Here is a 16,214-nt window from a genome sequence, read left to right as displayed (position 1 = left end):
ATTTTCTTCGGCATCTGGGCGCGTCAATCTGACGCGCTATGTCTTCCCTTGTTGCAATGATCAACGATGGAGATTGGCATGGATCGGCGATTGTTTCTGACTGGAATGCTTGGGCTGGCAGGGGCTGCGACCGTCGTCGCAATCGCGCGTCCTGCCACCGCCTTGGCCGGCATCCCGAATACGGGGCCCGGCATTCTCGATGAGCTCGACAAACCGTCCGACGACGTTCTCGACCCGGATGGTCCCGATGTCCAGGACGGCGTCGAGTTCGTGCGGCACCGCAGGTGGCACCGCCGCCGTCGTCGACGCGGGTGGAGGCGGGTTTGCCGTCGCTATTGGCGCCACGGTTCCTGGCGCCGCAGGTGTTTCCGCAGATCCTTCTGGATCCACTTCTGACGAGACCCTGCAACGCGAAGGTCCCGGAGTCCGCCGGCGCCTTCGCTATCGCTGCGGGCTTGAACCCAATCGGCAAAAAAGGCCCGCCGCCCCTCGGCAGCGGGCAGGTCCTGGAGTGCCGGGGGATCAACCCGGCATGGGATCAACGAGCGGGTCACCGGTTGGTTGCAGGGATCGGCCCGGTAGCCTTCCTTTGGGTGGACCGCCACCGGGCCTCACCGGAGCGGGGTGTATTGGGGGAGCCCCGGCTGCTTCGAAAATATCACCTTTCACTTATATTCGCTCTAGCTAATTAACAGGAGCGACGCAGCCCGGAGTGTAGCTGGGTGGGCCTCATCGGACAGGCGCGCGCGCTTGCAATCGACGAGACCCTGCGCCGCTCGCGGCGCGGCGCGATCACGGGAAAGTGAACGTGACGCCGTCGTAGCGTTCTGATCATTAGATGCCTCCCGCCACTGGAGGTTCATCGAATGTCTGCTTATGCCATTCTTGCCCTGGCTATTGTCGGTGAGGTCATCGCGACCAGCGCGATGAAGGCCTCGGAAGGCTTCACCAGGCTTGGCCCGTCGATGTTGGTGCTGCTCGGTTACGCTGCGGCGTTTTTCTTTCTGTCCCAGGTGCTGGACCGTATACCGGTCGGCGTTGCCTATGCAGTATGGGCGGGCGGCGGCATTGTTCTGGTCGCGCTGGTCGCTTGGATTGTCTACGGGCAACGGCCCGACGTGGCAGGTTTTGTCGGCATGGGCCTGATCTTGGCTGGAGTGCTGGTTTTAAACCTGCTGTCCAAAACGGGCGTTCATTGAGGTCCGACAACTACACGATCGCCTACATAAAGGCGGTTATGTATTTGACAGACCCAACGCCAAAATGGCCGGCACGGGTTGCCGGATGAATGATGATCCGCGCCGGCCACTGCGGCTTCTTTGAGGGGTTGCCGCCTGCCGGGAGCTAGAGCGCGCGAATTGACCGGCAATTGAGGCCCGGCCGCTTGGTTAAAAACGTACAGTGAATCCTTATTGAAGCCACCTCACAGCGTATTAAAACCCCAAGGTCACCGGCTACGGGTTAACGGCGCACCGGTGGTTGAGAGTAACGCTAAGCTCCCGCCCTTATGATGGGAGGTTGGCCATGTCCCAGTTCGATAGCTCGGTATCGGCTTTTGACTGCGATATTTTGCGCAGCGCATTCATAAAAATCGTCATCCAGAAGAACATTCCAGAGGACAAATGGCGGGCCGAGGCCGAGCTTTTGATCCGGGAGTATACGGATAGCGACGACATCGAGCCCGGCTTAGCGGAATGGATCGCGCGGAAGTAGCCCGATGAAAGAGTGGAAGCCCGACGATCCTGAAAGCGCGCACATAAAACAGGTTCAAACCGTGAACAGAATCTGGCATGGTGCCTGGCATGCCGATCATCTCCCCCATCCCCATCAATCCTCTCATCGACGGCCGCCAGTCCGAACGCGCCATGCTGGTGCGGCGCGGCGTACAGCGGCTGCTCATGGATATGGGCGCACATGTGTTGCCCGAACTGTCGCTGGCCACGGGCCGCCGCGCCGACCTCGTCGCGCTGACCCGGCAGGGCGATATCTGGATCATCGAGATCAAATCCTCGATCGAGGATTTCAGGGTCGACCGCAAATGGCCCGACTACCGGCTGCATTCCGACCGCTTCTTCTTCGCCACCCATCCCGGCGTGCCCTCGGAAATCTTTCCGCAGGAATGCGGCTTCATCCTTTCCGACGGCTATGGCGCCGAGATCCTGCGCGATGCGCCCGAGCACCGCATGGCAGCGGCAACGCGCAAGGCGCTGATGCTGCGGGTCGCGCGGGCCGGCGCTTCGCGGCTGCTGGCGGCAGAGCTTGCCGGCGTGTCGGTGCCGGCGCTGGAGGGTGAGAGCGAGTAGCGGCTGTCCCTTAGTCTATTCGACTCTACTCTTCATCGCCCTCCACGCCACCTTTGGCGGGCGCCATGAGCAGCACGGCAGCACCCAGGATGGCGGCGATGAAGGAACCTGCGAGGATGCCGACCTTGACCGCGTCCTGCAGCGCCACGTCGCCGGCGAAGGCGAGCAGGCCGATGAACAGGCTCATGGTGAAGCCGATGCCGCACAGCAGCGATATGCCGATCATGTGCGTCCAGCCGGCATTGGCGGGCAGGTCGGCAAGACCGAGCCGGATCGCAAGTGCCGAGGAGCCGAACACGCCGACCAGCTTGCCAACCACCAGGCCGGCGGCGACACCCAGCGTCAACGGCTCGATCAGCGCACTGACGCTGAGGCCGGCCAGCGAAACGCCGGCATTGGCAAAGCCGAAGATCGGGATGACGACGAAGGCCACAATCTTGTGCAGGCCGTGCTCGAGCCGGTGCAGCGGCGAATGGTCGAGATCATGGCCGATCCCGGCGGAGCGCTCAAGCGGGATGGTCAGCGCCAGCGCCACGCCGGCGAGCGTGGCATGGACGCCGGATTTCAGCACCAGCATCCACAAGATGACGCCGAGCACGAGATAGGGAACCAGCGTCATCACCCGCATGCGGTTGAGCACGACAAGCGCGGCAATGACGGCGAAGGCAGCACCCAGATAAGCCAGCGACAGGCCGCTGGTGTAGAAGATGGCGATGATGATGACGGCACCGAGGTCGTCGATGATCGCCAGTGCTGTGAGGAACACCTTCAGCGAAGCCGGCACGCGGCTGCCGAGCAGCGACAGCACGCCGAGCGCGAAAGCGATGTCGGTGGCGGTCGGGATTGCCCAGCCGGACAGGGCGGCCGCATTGTCGCGGTTGACGGCCACATAGACGAGTGCGGGAACCACCATGCCGCCGGCGGCTGCAATGCCGGGCAGCACGCGCCGGGGCCAGGTGGAGAGCTGGCCGTCCAGCATCTCGCGCTTGATCTCCAGTCCGACGAGCAGGAAGAACACCGCCATCAGCCCGTCATTGACCCAATGCGAGACGCTGAGCGGGCCGAGATAGGCGTGGAGCGCGGAGAAATAGGTTTCGGCGAGCGGCGAATTGGCGACGATCAGGGCCAGTGCCGCCGCCACCATCAGGATGATGCCGCCGGCCGCTTCACTATCGAGGAATTCGCGGAAGACGGAAACCGGCCGATGCTTCAAGTCCTGCATGTCGCCTCCGTCATGCCATCTGTTTTGGCGGGCTTCGATCCCGCAACATGGCAAACGGCGGCCTTAACGCGGCGCCCGCTTGGCCAGTATGCGCTGCAAGGTGCGGCGGTGCATGTTGAGCCGGCGCGCTGTCTCGGAGACGTTGCGCTCGCACATCTCATAGACGCGCTGGATATGTTCCCAACGGACGCGGTCGGCCGACATCGGGTTTTCCGGCGGGGCCGCGCGCTCCCCGGCGGTGCGGGTGAGTGCCGCGAAGATATCGTCGGCGTCGGCGGGCTTGGAGAGATAATCGACCGCACCGAGCTTCACCGCGGTCACCGCGGTGGCGATGTTGCCATAGCCGGTCAGGATGATGGTGCGGGAATCCTCACGCTTTTCGCGGATGGCCGCGACCACGTCGAGGCCGTTGCCGTCGCCAAGCCGCATGTCGACCACGGCGTAGGCGGGTGGATTGGCGCGCGCCTTGGCAACCGCCTCCTCGACGCTCTCGGCCGTCTCGACCACGAAGCCCCTGGCTTCCATGGCGCGGGCCAGACGCGTGAGGAACGGCTTGTCGTCATCGACGACAAGCAGCGAGGTGTCCTCGCCTTCAACCATTGCGCCAATATTCTCGTCGCCTGTCATAGTCTCAAAATTCCTGCTGCCTTAATTTTACGCAAATATAGTTCCTGAGCCTCCTTGTCCAATTTTTAGAGGTCCTTCAAGGCTCTCAGGCGGTGTCGAACATGCTGGCCGAAGTGATTTCCGGATTGAGGAACACACCACGAGGCCACGATATCTGTACCATGGCGCCCTCGCCCAGGCCGCTCGAATTGCGGAAATCGAGCACGGCACCAGAGCGTTCGAGCAGGGTCTTGGCGATGAACAGGCCGAGGCCCAGACCGCCGCCGGTTTCATTGCCTTGGCGCGTCGACATATAGGGCTCGCCGATGCGGTCGATGATCTCGGCCGGAAAGCCGGGGCCGTCATCGATGATCGAGAAGGTGACGGTGGCCTCGTCCCAGCTCCAGCGCACGGTGACGCTTTTGCGGGCGAAATCGACGGCGTTCTCGACCAGGTTGCCGAGGCCGTAGATGACGCCCGGATTGCGTCGCCCGACCGGCTCGGGGCCGATGCGTTCGCCGGGCCGAAGCTTGATCGAGATGCCGAAGTCCCGGTGCGGCGCGGTGACCTCCTCCACCAGCGAAGTCAATGGCAACCGCGAAAGATGCGCCTCGCCCTCGGAGGACAGGCTGGTCAGCCGCTTGAGAATCTCGCGGCAACGCTCGCTCTGCGAACGCAACAGCGTCACGTCTTCCCCGTATTTCGGATCCTTGCCGAGCGCCTTTTCCATCTCCTTGGCGACAAGCGCGATGGTGGCGAGCGGCGTGCCGAGCTCGTGCGCGGCCGCGGCGGCCAGCCCGTCGAGCGCCGAAAGATGCTGCTCGCGCTGCAGCACCAATTCGGTGGCGGCGAGCGCATTGGCCAGAAGCCGGGCTTCGGCAGCCACCCGGAAGGCGTATATGGCTGTGAAGGCGATCGAGGACAGCACCGCCATCCACATGCCGGCGACATAGAGAAAAGGCATCGCCAGCGGCGCGTCCTCATGCCAGGGCAGCGGCAGATGGACAAAGACCAGAAAGGTCGCCGCCGACATCACCAGCCCGCCGAGGATGGCGGTCAGGCGCAGGGGCAGCGATGTCGCCGAAATGACGACAGGCACGGTCATCAGCAGCGAGAACGGGTTGGTGAGGCCGCCGGTCATGTAGAGCAGGCCAGCAAGCTGCAGGCTGTCGAAGATGAGGATGCCGAAGGCCGCAAGCGGGGTGAGCCGGTGCGCCGCCGGAAAACGGAAGGCGAGAAACAGATTCATCCAGGCCGAACAGGCGATCAGGGCGAAGCAGAGGCTGACCGGCAGCGGAAACTTCAAGCCATAGGCAACGACGAGAACCGCAACGCTCTGACCGACGATGGCAAGCCAGCGCAGCCGGATCAGCGTGTTGAGGCGCAGTCTCTGGCTCTGCTGGAAATCGGGCGAACGCAAAACGCTGATCATGGCCATGAATTACAGCCGCGAGGCTCCAAAGGCTAGGTCCCGCCCCAATCCGAGGAGTCGGATGGGGCTCTACTTCTTGTTTGAGCATGACCTTTCCAAAAACCGGTTTCCACTTTTTGGGATCATGCTCTGGGTTTTGCGCGGGCGGTGGCGGTCGCGAGCAGCGGGTTTTCCGGCCAGACGTGCTTGGGATAACGGCCGCGCATATCGGCGCGCACATCGGCCCAGGAGCCGCGCCAGAAGCCGGGCAGGTCGCGCGTCGTCTGGATTGGCCGGTGCGCCGGCGACAGGAGTTCGAGCGTCAGCGGCACGGCGCCATTGGCGATCGAAGGATGGCGGTCGAGGCCGAACAGCTCCTGCACGCGAATCGCCAGCACCGGCCATTCGCCGTCATAGCGGATCGGCACATGGCTGCCCGACGGGGCATCGAAATGAGTTGGCGCCAGCGTATCGATCCTGCGCTGCAGATCATGCGGCACGAGGCTGGCCAGCCCGGCCGAGACAACGCCCGCATCTATGGCGGCAAACGATGCCACGCCGGCGAGGTAAGGCAGCAGCCAGTCGTCGAGGCGCTCGATGAGGGCGTCATCCGCCATATCGGGCCAGGGCGCGCCAAGGCCGCGATGCAGCCAGCCAAGCCGCTGGCGCAGCGTTTGCGCCTCCTTGCTCCAATTCAGCAGCGACAGCCCATGGTCGCGTACCGCATCTGCTATGGCGCGATCAGCGTCAGCACCGATTGGCGGCGGCAGCATGCGCTCGGCAAGCGTGATGGCGCCAAGGCGCACTGTTTCGCGGACGCGCACGGCGCGCTTGTCGCGGTCGAAGCTCGTTTCACGGCGGACCTCGATCCTGTCCGCCAGCGCAGCGCGGACATCGTCTTCGCCGATGGCCGCCGCCGCCGTGATGCGCGCATTCTGTGCCTTGCCCTGCAGGTCGGCGACGACCAGAAACGGCTCGCCCGCCAACGGGTCGGCGGCGTCGAGCATGGCGCCGGAGCCGTTGGCCAGCACGAAACGGCCACGCTCGCCACGCGCCTTCGCCACCCGATCCGGCCAGGCGTGGACGAGCAGGGGACCGGCTGACTTACCCTCCCCCTTGTGGGGAGGGTCGGCGAGCGCGCCTTGCGCAGCAAGGCGAGGGAGACGGGGTGGGGGTGCAGCGCTCGGCCTACCCCCACCCCGCTCCGCTTCGCGGATCGACCCTCCCCACAAGGGGGAGGGTGAAGAGGTGCCAGCCTGCCGCGCCAGCCGTTCGGCGAGCTGCTTGGCGGCGGTAGCGCGTGGCGATCTTTCCCCGCGAAAGCGCATCAGCCGTCGTTCCAGATCGGCACCATCGCCGCCAAGGCCGCGTTCGGTGAGCAGCACGGCAAGCATCGTCGCCTCGAAGGCATGGCCGCTCCGGGCTGCCTCGGCAACCATGTGCGCCAACCGCACCGGCAGAGCGAGCTTGCGCATCGCTGCACCCGCCTCCGTCAGGCGCCCCGTCTCGTCGATGGCGTCCAGCGCGCGCAATAGCCCCCTTGCCTCATTAAGGGCCGGAACAGGCGGCGGATCGAGAAAGGCGAGCCCCGCCGGGTCGGCAACGCCAAAGGCAGCGCAATCGAGCAGCAGACCGGACAGGTCGGCCTCCAAGATTTCGGGTGGCGTGAAGGCGGGGAGTGCTGCCGTCTGCTCGGCCCGCCACAGCCGGATGGCGACGCCGGACTGCGTGCGCCCGGCACGGCCGGCGCGCTGGTCGGCGGAAGCCTTGCTGACGCGCACGGTCTCCAACCGGGTGAGGCCGCTGGCCGGCTCATAGCGCGGCAGCCGCGAAAGGCCCGAATCGATGACGACGCGCACGCCGTCGATGGTGATCGAGGTCTCGGCGATCGAGGTGGCCAGCACCACCTTGCGGCGGCCTGAAGGCGCCGGCTTGATCGCCGCGTCCTGCGCCTTGCCGTCGAGCATGCCGTAGAGCGGCACGATGTCGGTATCGGTGCCAACCTTGCCGGCCAGCCGCTCGGCGGTGCGCTCGATCTCGCGCTGGCCGGGCAAGAAGGCGAGCACGCTGCCGCTCTCGTCGGCAAGCACCGAGCGGATCGTCTTGGCCATGGCGTCTTCGATGGCAATGCCGGTAGGGCGCTCGTCGTAGCGGATGTCGACAGGGAAGGCGCGGCCCTCGCTCTCGATCACCGGCGCGCCCGACATGAGTGTGGCGACACGCGCGCCGTCGAGCGTCGCCGACATCACAGCCAAGCGCAGATCCGGCCTGAGCGCCCCTTGCACGTCGAGCGCCAGAGCGAGACCAAAATCGCCGTCGAGCGAACGCTCGTGGAATTCGTCGAAAATGACAGCCGAAACGCCGGGCAATTCGGGATCGTCGAGGATCATGCGCGCCAGCACGCCTTCGGTGACGACTACGATCCTGGTCTTTGCCGAAATGCGGTTTTCCATGCGCATGGCATAGCCGACGGTGGCGCCAGGTTCCTCACCAAGCAATTCAGCCATCCGGCGGGCGGCGGCGCGGGCGGCGAGGCGGCGCGGTTCAAGCAGGATGATCTTGCCGGCGCCGAGCCAAGGCGCGTCAAGCAGCGCCAGCGGCACCAGCGTCGTCTTGCCGGCGCCCGGCGGCGCCACCAGCACGGCGCTGTTGCCATGGCCGAGCGCTTCCCTCAGCGCCGGCAGCACGGCGGATACAGGAAGCTCCGGCAGGGGTTTTGTGGTCATGGCGCCCGCATATCAGCGGTTACGGCCACGGCGCAACCAGAGTCGGTTCAAAGCCGGGTGCGCGAAAACGGGTTCCAGCGCACGGTGCCCAGCCGCGCCTCCTCCCGCACCATGGTCAACAGGCCGGCGCCGCCAACGACCGCCAGGCCAACCAGCGACAGTCCGTCCGGATATTCCTGGAAAAACAACGCGCCGAGGATCACCGCCCAGGCGATCTGCGAATAATGCGTCGGCGCGACGCGGTTGGCAGGCGCGTATTTCATGGCCAGCAGTTGAAGGAATTGTCCGCCCGCGGTGAAGGCACCGGCCATCACCAGCCACAGCAACTGCTTTCCGCTGGGAACAGTGAAGGCGGTGGCGGCGGCACCAATGCCGTTGAACAGCAGGCCGCAACCGACCAGCACGCCGAGCATGGTGGTGCGCTTTTCCTGCTGCGCCAGCGAGCGCATCAGGATGACGCTGGTGGCGGCGAGGAAGGCAACGCCGAAGGCGGCAAGATGGCCGAGATTGAGCTCGCGAAAGCCAGGCCGCACCACCAGCATGACGCCGGCAAAACCGGCGACCACCGCCAGCCAGCGCCAGGGGCCGACCTTCTCCTTGAGGATCACCGTGGAGAGGATGGTGACGCAGAGCGGCGCCAGGAAGATCAGCGCATAGGACTCGGCCAGCGGAATGGTGGTGAAGGCGTAGACGCTGAGCACGCCGGAAGCGATACCCGCCCAGGCGCGCGCCTGCACCGCCCATGGCCTTTTGGTGCGCCAGAAATCGCGCCAGCGTTCGCCCGCAGGTCGCGTGAAGAATAGGAAGAAGCCCGCGAACAAGGTTATGAAAAAGCCGATCTCGAAGATCGTGAGCTGACCGCCCAGGCTTTTGACAACGGCATCGCTGCCCGAATAGCTTGCGTAGGCGATCAGAGCGAGCAGGATTCCGTTCGTCACGTTGTACAGTTCCGGGGAGAGAGTGGTTTGAAAATCCTAGCGCTCGGTGCGCATCCGGACGACATCGAGATCTTCATGTTCGGTACGATGGCCGCCTATGCCGCGCAAGGCGCAGAACTCACTTTTGCAATGGCCACGGATGGTGCCAGGGGCGGCACGAGTGATCCCGCTGTTCTCGCTCGTGTCCGTCGCGATGAAGCAACGGCCGCGGCCGCGCTGGTAGGTGCAATGCCACGCTTCCTCGACTTCCCCGACGGCGAGTTGGTGGCCGATGCGGCGCTGATTGGAGCTCTGAAAGCACTGATCGGTCAAACCGGCCCGGATCTGGTGATCACGCATGCGCCCAACGACTATCACGCCGACCATCGCGCGCTGTCGGACGGCGTGCGCATCGCGGCGTCTTTCACCGTCCCGGTGCTGCATGCCGACACGATGGGCGGCACCGGTTTTTCGCCGACGCACTACGTCGACATTTCCGGGTATGCCGACGTCAAGGTTGAGGCGATCCGAATGCATCAGTCGCAGGATCCCGACCGCTTCGTCGACATCGCGCGGACACAGAACGCCTTTCGCGCCGGCCAGTGCAACAGCGCGCAAGGCTCATCGGCCGAAGCGTTCCGTTTCGAACCGTCGTTCCCGTTCGCCGATATCCGCGCGCTGCTGCCGCCGGCGCCGCCAATCTGCAAGGTGATGGTGAGCACCAGAAGGGTAGATTGAAAACCGAGGCTGCCCCACGTCCTGGTCAGAATCGGCCTGAAGAGCTTCGGTAGGCCGACCAGCGACCCGCGCTTTTCCCAACGTTTTCAGACGTCGCCATAAGCATGCTGCGGCGCAGCAACGAATTCGCTTGCCTTGTTTAGTAAAAATTGCATCACTAAACAAATTACTAAACATCTGCCGCGCTGTTGCGCCGCCATGTTTGGGCCCCTGAGGAGAGGGGTAGAAGGCTCTTGAAACCGCCATCCGGGCGCGTTTCGCAAATGGGAGGAAGGCATGAAATCGAGCTTGAAACTGGCGTTGGGACTGGCCTCGGCGATGTTGACATCGACAGCCGTCTCGAACGTCGCGCACGCTGAAGACCTGACGCTGTGCTGGGCCGCCTGGGACCCGGCAAACGCGCTTGTCGAACTGTCCAAGGATTTTACCAAGGAAACCGGCATCGGCATGAAATTCGAGTTCGTGCCGTGGACCAACTATGCCGACCGCTTCCTCAACGAGCTCAACTCGCACGGCAAGCTGTGCGACCTGATCATCGGCGACAGCCAGTGGATCGGCGGCGCCGCCGAGAACGGCCACTACGTCAAGCTGAACGACTTCTTCGACAAGGAGAAGATCAGCATGGACGATTTCGTGCCGGCAACCGTCGTCGGCTATTCGGAATGGCCGAAGAACACGCCGAACTACTGGGCGCTGCCGGCCATGGGCGACGTCGTCGGCTGGACCTACCGCAAGGACTGGTTCTCCAAGCCGGAGCTGCAGAAGGAATTCAAGGAGAAGTACGGCTGGGATCTCGGCCCGCCGACCACCTTCGACCAGTTGAAGCAGGTCGCCGAGTTCTTCCAGAAGCGCGAGATCGACGGCAAGACCGTCTACGGCGCCTCGATCTACACCGAGCGCGGCTCGGAAGGCATCACCATGGGCGCCATGGACGTGCTCTACAGCTATGGCTTCCAGTACGAAAACCCCAAGAAGCCCTACGAAATGGAAGGCTTTGTCAACTCCGACAAGTCGGTGAAGGGCCTGGAGTTCTACAAGGCGCTCTATGATTGCTGCACGCCGCCCGGCGCGTCGAACAGCTACATGGGCGAAGGCGTCGATGCCTTCAAATCCGGTCAGGTGGCGATGCACATGAACTTCGCCTTCACATGGCCGGGCCTGCAGAAGGACGAGAATGTCGGCGGCGACAAGATCGGCTACTTCGTCAACCCGAAGGGGCCTGACGGCGAGCAACTCGCGCAGCTAGGCGGCCAGGGTATCTCCGTGGTGTCCTATTCCGACAAGCAGGAGGCGGCGCTGAAATACATCAAGTGGTTCGCCAACAAGGACGTGCAGTCCAAGTGGTGGTCGCTCGGCGGTTATTCCTGCCTCAACGCGGTGGTCAAGGATCCGGGCTTCCCGGCCAGCCAGCCCTACGCGCAGACCTTCCTCGACTCGATGGCCATCGTGAAGGACTTCTGGGCCGAGCCGAGCTACGCACCGTTGCTGCAGGCTTCGCAGAAGCGTTTCCACGACTATGTCGTCGCCGGCCAGGGTTCGGCCAAGGATGCGCTAGACGGCCTGGTCAAGGACTGGACGCAGGTCTTCCAGGACGATGGCAAGATGTAATCGGCTCCTCCCGAGCTAGGGCCCTAGCGTCCCGTGCCGCCCTTGGCACGGGACGCAGTTCAGATAAATTCCATGACAGAGACGACCAAGTGACCGAAGCAGGACTCACCATGCTCAATCGGACCGCGGAGAACGTTGCTCGGGCGACCCCGGAGCCGTTGGCCCGCAAGGTCCGGGGCATCAGCGACAAGGGCCTCGCCTGGCTGTTCATCTCGCCGACGATCCTGTTGCTGCTGGCCATCAACATCTTTCCGCTGTTCTGGGCGATCTATCTGTCGTTCACCAACTACCGGGCCAACCGCCCGAACGAGGTGGTGAAGAATCTCGGGCTCGCCAACTACCAGCGCATCCTCGGCGATAAGGATATCTGGATCGCCATGCAGACGACGGCGCATTTCGTGTTCTGGACCATCCTGTTGCAGACACTGATCGGCTTCACCCTGGCTTGGCTGATCGACAGGAAGTTCCGCGGCCATGCCTTCTGGACGACACTGATCCTGGTGCCGATGATGCTGTCGCCGGCGGTGGTCGGCAATTTCTGGCGCTTCCTCTATGAGCCGCAGATCGGCCTGTTCGCCTACGCCATCTCCTTCATCACGCGGATCCCACCAACCGATATCCAGATGCTCTCCAACGTGTCGCTGGCGCCCTGGTCGATCATCATCGTCGATACCTGGATGTGGACACCCTACGTGATGCTGATCTGCCTCGCGGGCCTACGCTCCATCCCCGAATACATCTACGAGGCGGCCGAGGTCGACCGCGCCTCCAACTGGCGGCAATTCTGGTCGATCACGCTGCCGATGGCGCTGCCCTTCATCATGCTGGCTGTGCTGTTTCGCGGCATCGAGAACTTCAAGATGTTCGACATGGTCAATCTGTTGACCGGCGGCGGGCCGGGCTCGACCACCGAGGTCGCCTCGATAACGCTGAAGCGGCAGGCCTTCGAGAGCTGGCGCACGGGCTATTCCTCGGCCTTCGCCATCATCCTGTTCGTCGCGGTGTTTGGTCTGGCCAACATCTACGTCAAGGCGCTCAACAAGGTGAAGCAGAGATGAGCCTGACCACAGCCCACTCGGTCGTCGCACCGAGCAGCAACTCGAAACGGATCGCCGGCACGATCATCGTGCTTTACGCACTGATCTCGATCGTGCCGCTGCTGTGGATCTTCGCCACCAGCTTCAAGACGCCGCCGGATTCAATCGCCTATCCGCCCAAGATCCTGTTCCAGCCCAGCCTCGAGGGCTACTGCAATCTGTTCACGACGCGGACGCGGCAGACGCCGGAATACATCAACTCGCTGGGCCCGGCGACGGGCTTCTGCGACGAGACCACGCGCAAGCGCAACATGGTGATCGCCGGTCCGTCCAACTTCCTGCCGCGCTTCGTCAATTCGCTGATCATCGCCTTCGGCTCGACCTTTTGCGCCGTGTTCCTCGGCACGCTCTCGGCCTATGGCTTCTCGCGCTTCAAGGTGCCGCTCGCCGACGACCTTTTGTTCTTCATCCTGTCGACGCGCTTCATGCCGCCGATCGCCGTCGCCATTCCGATCTACCTGATGTACCGCGAGCTTGGCCTGTCCGACACCGCGCTTGGCATGATCCTGCTCTACACAGCGGTCAATGTTTCGCTGGCGGTGTGGCTGCTGAAAGGCTTCATCGACGAGATTCCGCGCGAATATGAAGAAGCGGCGATGATCGACGGCTATACGCGGCTGCAGGCCTTCTGGCGCACCGTGCTGCCGCAAGCGACGACCGGCATTGCAGCGACCGCCATCTTCTGCCTGATCTTCGCCTGGAACGAGTATGCGTTCGCGGCGCTCCTGACCTCGGGCACGGCGCAGACCGCGCCGCCCTTCATCCCGACCATCATCGGCGAAGGCGGCCAGGACTGGCCGGCGGTCGCAGCCGGCACGACGATCTTCCTGGTGCCGATCCTGGTCTTCACCATCCTGCTTCGCAAGCAATTGCTGCGCGGCATCACCTTCGGCGCGGTGCGCAAATGATTGATGTGGGAATAAGAGGCCGCCGGTGTCACCGTTTACCTTCTCCTCGTTCACGGCTACGGGATCGACACATTTGCGAACGCTTAGCATTTAGCGAGAGCGTGCATGGCAAGCAGGCACGTGTATCGTCGCGCGCCGCGTCAGGTCGACCCCCACTCCGTCGAGCTTCGCTCGACACCTCTCCCCCGATCGACGGGGTAGAGGAAGGGCGCGAACTTAATTCAGCCAGGCTCCCTTCCTCTCCCTCCGGAGGGGGGAGAGGTGGCGCTGCGAAGCAGCGACGGAGTGGGGGAACCACCTGGCAGCCATCTCTCCCTTTGGACGTGGAAAAGGAAGGCTAAGTATGACGCGCGCCGCCGTCTCCAGGAAATCATCATGGCCTCGCTGGGCACGGCGCGGGCTGATGGAAAACATCGCGACGGCGCTGATCGCCATCGGCTTCCTGATGCTGTTCCAGCCCTTCGTGCTGTCGCTCTACACCTACTCTTTCATCACCATGCTCGCCGGCACCGTGATGTTCATCATCGTCTCGAAATTCCCGGAATAATCATGGCCGAAATCCGCGTCCAGCACCTGAGAAAGGCCTTCGGCGATTTCGTCGCCGTGCAGGATTCCAACTTCGTCGTCGAAGATGGCGAATTCTTCGTCATGCTCGGGCCGTCGGGCTGCGGCAAGACGACGACCTTACGCATGATCGCGGGGCTCGAATTGCCGACCGGCGGCCAGATCCTGCTCGGCGGCGACGACGTCACTATGCTGCGGGCCCGCGAGCGCGACATCGCCTTCGTCTTCCAGCTCTTCGCGCTCTATCCGCACATGAATGTGCGCAAGAACATCGGCTTCCCGCTGCTGGCGCAAGGCATGCCTTCGGCCGAAATCCGCACCCGTGTCGAGGAGACGGCGAAGCTGCTGCGCATCGACCATCTGCTCAACAAGTCCGTCTCCGGCCTGGCCGGCGGCGACCGCCAGCGTGTGGCGCTCGGCCGCGCCATCGTGCGGCGGCCGAAGTGCTTCCTGATGGATGAGCCGCTGGGGACCCTTGATACCGAATTCCGCGATCTGATGGTCCATGAACTGCGCGAACTGCACAACCGCATCCGTGCCACGACGGTCTATGTCACGCATGATCAGATGGAAGCGATGTCGATGGCCGACAAGATCGCGGTGATGAACCATGGCGTCATCGAGCAGTTCGGAAGCCCACGCGAAATCTACGACCGCCCGGCGACCATGTTCGTTGCCGACTTCATCGGCTCGCCGCCGATGAATTTTCTGGGATTTGGCGGCGGGCTCGCCAGGGGCGCGAAGGAGATCGTCGTCCAAGGCGCGAAAGTGGCGGTGCCGGAGGTGCGCGAGGATATCGCCCCGGCCGACATGGCGCTCGGCATCCGCCCGGAACACATCCGTTTCGACGACAGCTCGAAGCTACGCGGCGCCATCTACGGCACCGAATATCTTGGCACCACGCAGATCGTCGCGGTGGAGACGACGGACGGCATCATCAAGGCACGCGTGCCGGCCGAGATTCGGCTCGCCACCGGCGATCACGTCGGCCTGACGCTGAGCAGCGCGCGGCTGTCGCTGTTCGAGAAGGGATCCGGCCGCGCGGTGAGAACCGCGATCCACGATGTCGCCTCTGAGCGGAGGGCCCAGCATGGCTGAGGTGCAGATCAAGAACGTGACCAAGAGTTTCGGAGACCATGCCGCCGTCAACGGCCTTGACCTGCATATCGCCGATGGCGAGTTCGTCGTGCTGCTCGGCCCGACCGGGGCCGGCAAGACGACGACGCTGCGGCTGATCGCCGGGCTGGAGCGGCCGGATGCCGGCACGATCGAAATCGGCGGCCACAATGCCACGACACTCTCGCCGGCCGAGCGCGACACGGCTTTCGTCTTCCAGCAATATTCGCTCTATCCGCATCTGTCGGTATTTGACAATCTCGCCTTCCCGCTGCGCTCACCGGCCCGAAAGATGCCGGAAGAGCAGATCCGCCGCCGGGTCGAGGAGGTGGCCAGGATGGTGCGCATCCATCACAAGCTCGCCAATCGCTCGACCAAGCTTTCGGGCGGCGAAATGCAGCGCGTCGCCATCGGCCGCGCGCTGGTGCGCAAGCCTTCGATCTACCTGATGGATGAGCCGCTGTCGTCGCTCGATGCCAAGCTGCGGGCGGATCTGCGGCTCGAGTTGAAGCGCATCCAGACCGAACTCGGCGCCACCATGCTCTACGTTACCCATGATCAGATCGAGGCGATGACGATGGCAGACCGCATCGGCATCCTCGCTGAGGGCGTGCTGGTGCAGATCGGTTCGCCGCGCACCATCTATTCCGAGCCGGCAAACCTGCATGTCGCGGCAAGGCTCGGCCAACCGGCGATCAATCTTCTGCCGACCGGACTGCTGCCTGATGGCGGCGCACCAGCCGGAACCAAGACGATCGGCGCGCGCACCGAACATCTTTCGATCGCGAAGGCTGCGAATGGTCATGCCGACGGCGTCGTCGACTGGGTCGAGCATCTCGGTGATCAGAACCATTTGCATGTGACGGTGGGGACCAAGAAACTGGTGACGCTGACCGATCCCGACACGGATCTGGCGCAGGGTGACAAAGTGGTGATCCGCTACCGGGCGCCGCTGTATTTCGGCGCCGACGGACAGCGATTGATGTGAGCGGTTTTCG

At 63.7% G+C, this 16,214-nt stretch carries 16 protein-coding genes; 10 read left to right on the top strand and 6 right to left on the bottom strand.

Going from position 1 to position 16,214, the window contains the following annotated elements:
- Window positions 1-60 precede the first annotated feature (60 nt).
- Complete coding sequence (locus tag EOA13_RS37835; protein WP_164779968.1) at window positions 61-279, bottom strand: hypothetical protein; 219 nt, start codon at window positions 277-279, stop codon at window positions 61-63.
- 587 nt (window positions 280-866) lie between these two features.
- On the opposite strand from EOA13_RS37835, the gene EOA13_RS04310 reads away from it, so the two are divergent.
- From EOA13_RS04310 to EOA13_RS04300, 3 genes are all read left to right on the top strand, one after another.
- Window positions 867-1,199 carry an SMR family transporter gene (locus EOA13_RS04310; protein ID WP_127289954.1) on the top strand — a complete coding sequence of 111 codons (333 nt, stop codon included), beginning with the start codon at window positions 867-869 and terminating at the stop codon, window positions 1,197-1,199.
- A gap of 325 nt (window positions 1,200-1,524) precedes the next feature.
- On the top strand, window positions 1,525-1,713 hold the full coding sequence (locus EOA13_RS04305) for a hypothetical protein (protein ID WP_127289952.1): 189 nt from the start codon (window positions 1,525-1,527) through the stop codon (window positions 1,711-1,713).
- An 89-nt stretch (window positions 1,714-1,802) separates the two neighbouring features.
- Window positions 1,803-2,303, top strand: coding sequence for an MmcB family DNA repair protein (locus EOA13_RS04300; RefSeq protein WP_023811626.1), 501 nt, complete (start codon window positions 1,803-1,805; stop codon window positions 2,301-2,303).
- Between the two features lie 25 nt (window positions 2,304-2,328).
- Here EOA13_RS04300 and nhaA read toward each other — a convergent pair whose 3' ends face one another.
- From nhaA to EOA13_RS04275, 5 genes are all read right to left on the bottom strand, one after another.
- Window positions 2,329-3,525 (bottom strand): Na+/H+ antiporter NhaA, encoded by a 1,197-nt coding sequence (gene nhaA / locus EOA13_RS04295; protein ID WP_127289950.1) that lies wholly within the window; start codon window positions 3,523-3,525, stop codon window positions 2,329-2,331.
- A gap of 63 nt (window positions 3,526-3,588) precedes the next feature.
- Entirely contained in the window at window positions 3,589-4,152 is a 564-nt protein-coding gene (locus EOA13_RS04290; RefSeq protein WP_013528072.1) for an ActR/PrrA/RegA family redox response regulator transcription factor, read from the bottom strand.
- 85 nt (window positions 4,153-4,237) lie between these two features.
- Complete coding sequence (locus EOA13_RS04285; protein WP_127289948.1) at window positions 4,238-5,569, bottom strand: ActS/PrrB/RegB family redox-sensitive histidine kinase; 1,332 nt, start codon at window positions 5,567-5,569, stop codon at window positions 4,238-4,240.
- A gap of 116 nt (window positions 5,570-5,685) precedes the next feature.
- Window positions 5,686-8,268 (bottom strand): ATP-dependent helicase HrpB, encoded by a 2,583-nt coding sequence (gene hrpB / locus EOA13_RS04280; protein ID WP_127289946.1) that lies wholly within the window; start codon window positions 8,266-8,268, stop codon window positions 5,686-5,688.
- Between the two features lie 47 nt (window positions 8,269-8,315).
- Window positions 8,316-9,206, bottom strand: a complete 891-nt coding sequence (locus tag EOA13_RS04275) for a DMT family transporter (protein WP_127289944.1) — start codon at window positions 9,204-9,206, stop codon at window positions 8,316-8,318.
- Window positions 9,207-9,233: 27 nt separating this feature from the next.
- Between EOA13_RS04275 and EOA13_RS04270 the strand changes: the two genes are divergently transcribed.
- The 7 genes from EOA13_RS04270 to EOA13_RS04240 all read left to right on the top strand — a co-directional run bounded on the left by EOA13_RS04270 (window position 9,234) and on the right by EOA13_RS04240 (window position 16,204).
- Complete coding sequence (locus tag EOA13_RS04270; protein WP_127289942.1) at window positions 9,234-9,923, top strand: PIG-L deacetylase family protein; 690 nt, start codon at window positions 9,234-9,236, stop codon at window positions 9,921-9,923.
- Window positions 9,924-10,199: 276 nt separating this feature from the next.
- Window positions 10,200-11,531 carry an ABC transporter substrate-binding protein gene (locus EOA13_RS04265; RefSeq protein WP_127289940.1) on the top strand — a complete coding sequence of 444 codons (1,332 nt, stop codon included), beginning with the start codon at window positions 10,200-10,202 and terminating at the stop codon, window positions 11,529-11,531.
- A 110-nt stretch (window positions 11,532-11,641) separates the two neighbouring features.
- On the top strand, window positions 11,642-12,589 hold the full coding sequence (locus tag EOA13_RS04260; protein ID WP_127289938.1) for a sugar ABC transporter permease: 948 nt from the start codon (window positions 11,642-11,644) through the stop codon (window positions 12,587-12,589).
- Window positions 12,586-13,536, top strand: coding sequence for a carbohydrate ABC transporter permease (locus EOA13_RS04255; protein WP_013528079.1), 951 nt, complete (start codon window positions 12,586-12,588; stop codon window positions 13,534-13,536). Before EOA13_RS04260 ends, EOA13_RS04255 begins: the two co-directional genes overlap by 4 nt.
- A 343-nt stretch (window positions 13,537-13,879) precedes the next feature.
- Window positions 13,880-14,083 carry a hypothetical protein gene (locus EOA13_RS04250; RefSeq protein WP_127289936.1) on the top strand — a complete coding sequence of 68 codons (204 nt, stop codon included), beginning with the start codon at window positions 13,880-13,882 and terminating at the stop codon, window positions 14,081-14,083.
- A gap of 2 nt (window positions 14,084-14,085) precedes the next feature.
- The gene (locus EOA13_RS04245) at window positions 14,086-15,198 is read left to right on the top strand and encodes an ABC transporter ATP-binding protein (protein WP_127289934.1); all 1,113 of its coding nucleotides are present in this window, start codon (window positions 14,086-14,088) and stop codon (window positions 15,196-15,198) included.
- A complete protein-coding gene (locus EOA13_RS04240; protein WP_127289932.1) occupies window positions 15,191-16,204 on the top strand; it encodes an ABC transporter ATP-binding protein in 1,014 nt (337 codons plus the stop codon). The genes EOA13_RS04245 and EOA13_RS04240 overlap by 8 nt, the downstream gene beginning before the upstream one ends.
- Window positions 16,205-16,214 lie beyond the last annotated feature (10 nt).

Source organism: Mesorhizobium sp. M7A.F.Ca.US.011.01.1.1 (assembly GCF_003998295.1).
Lineage (GTDB): Bacteria > Pseudomonadota > Alphaproteobacteria > Rhizobiales > Rhizobiaceae > Mesorhizobium.
The sequence above is the reverse complement of the archived record's forward strand: the minus strand, read 5'-3'. Positions and strand labels throughout refer to the sequence as shown.

Bases quoted from the DNA above. Each gene is read 5' to 3' on its own strand.
- EOA13_RS04310 (WP_127289954.1), top strand. From the start codon at position 867: ATGTCTGCTTATGCCATTCTTGCCCTGGCTATTGTCGGTGAGGTCATC.
- EOA13_RS04305 (WP_127289952.1), top strand. From the start codon at position 1,525: ATGTCCCAGTTCGATAGCTCGGTATCGGCTTTTGACTGCGATATTTTG.
- EOA13_RS04300 (WP_023811626.1), top strand. From the start codon at position 1,803: ATGCCGATCATCTCCCCCATCCCCATCAATCCTCTCATCGACGGCCGC.
- nhaA (WP_127289950.1), bottom strand. From the start codon at position 3,525: ATGCAGGACTTGAAGCATCGGCCGGTTTCCGTCTTCCGCGAATTCCTC.
- EOA13_RS04290 (WP_013528072.1), bottom strand. From the start codon at position 4,152: ATGACAGGCGACGAGAATATTGGCGCAATGGTTGAAGGCGAGGACACC.
- EOA13_RS04285 (WP_127289948.1), bottom strand. From the start codon at position 5,569: ATGGCCATGATCAGCGTTTTGCGTTCGCCCGATTTCCAGCAGAGCCAG.
- hrpB (WP_127289946.1), bottom strand. From the start codon at position 8,268: ATGACCACAAAACCCCTGCCGGAGCTTCCTGTATCCGCCGTGCTGCCG.
- EOA13_RS04265 (WP_127289940.1), top strand. From the start codon at position 10,200: ATGAAATCGAGCTTGAAACTGGCGTTGGGACTGGCCTCGGCGATGTTG.
- EOA13_RS04260 (WP_127289938.1), top strand. From the start codon at position 11,642: ATGCTCAATCGGACCGCGGAGAACGTTGCTCGGGCGACCCCGGAGCCG.
- EOA13_RS04255 (WP_013528079.1), top strand. From the start codon at position 12,586: ATGAGCCTGACCACAGCCCACTCGGTCGTCGCACCGAGCAGCAACTCG.
- EOA13_RS04250 (WP_127289936.1), top strand. From the start codon at position 13,880: ATGACGCGCGCCGCCGTCTCCAGGAAATCATCATGGCCTCGCTGGGCA.
- EOA13_RS04245 (WP_127289934.1), top strand. From the start codon at position 14,086: ATGGCCGAAATCCGCGTCCAGCACCTGAGAAAGGCCTTCGGCGATTTC.
- EOA13_RS04240 (WP_127289932.1), top strand. From the start codon at position 15,191: ATGGCTGAGGTGCAGATCAAGAACGTGACCAAGAGTTTCGGAGACCAT.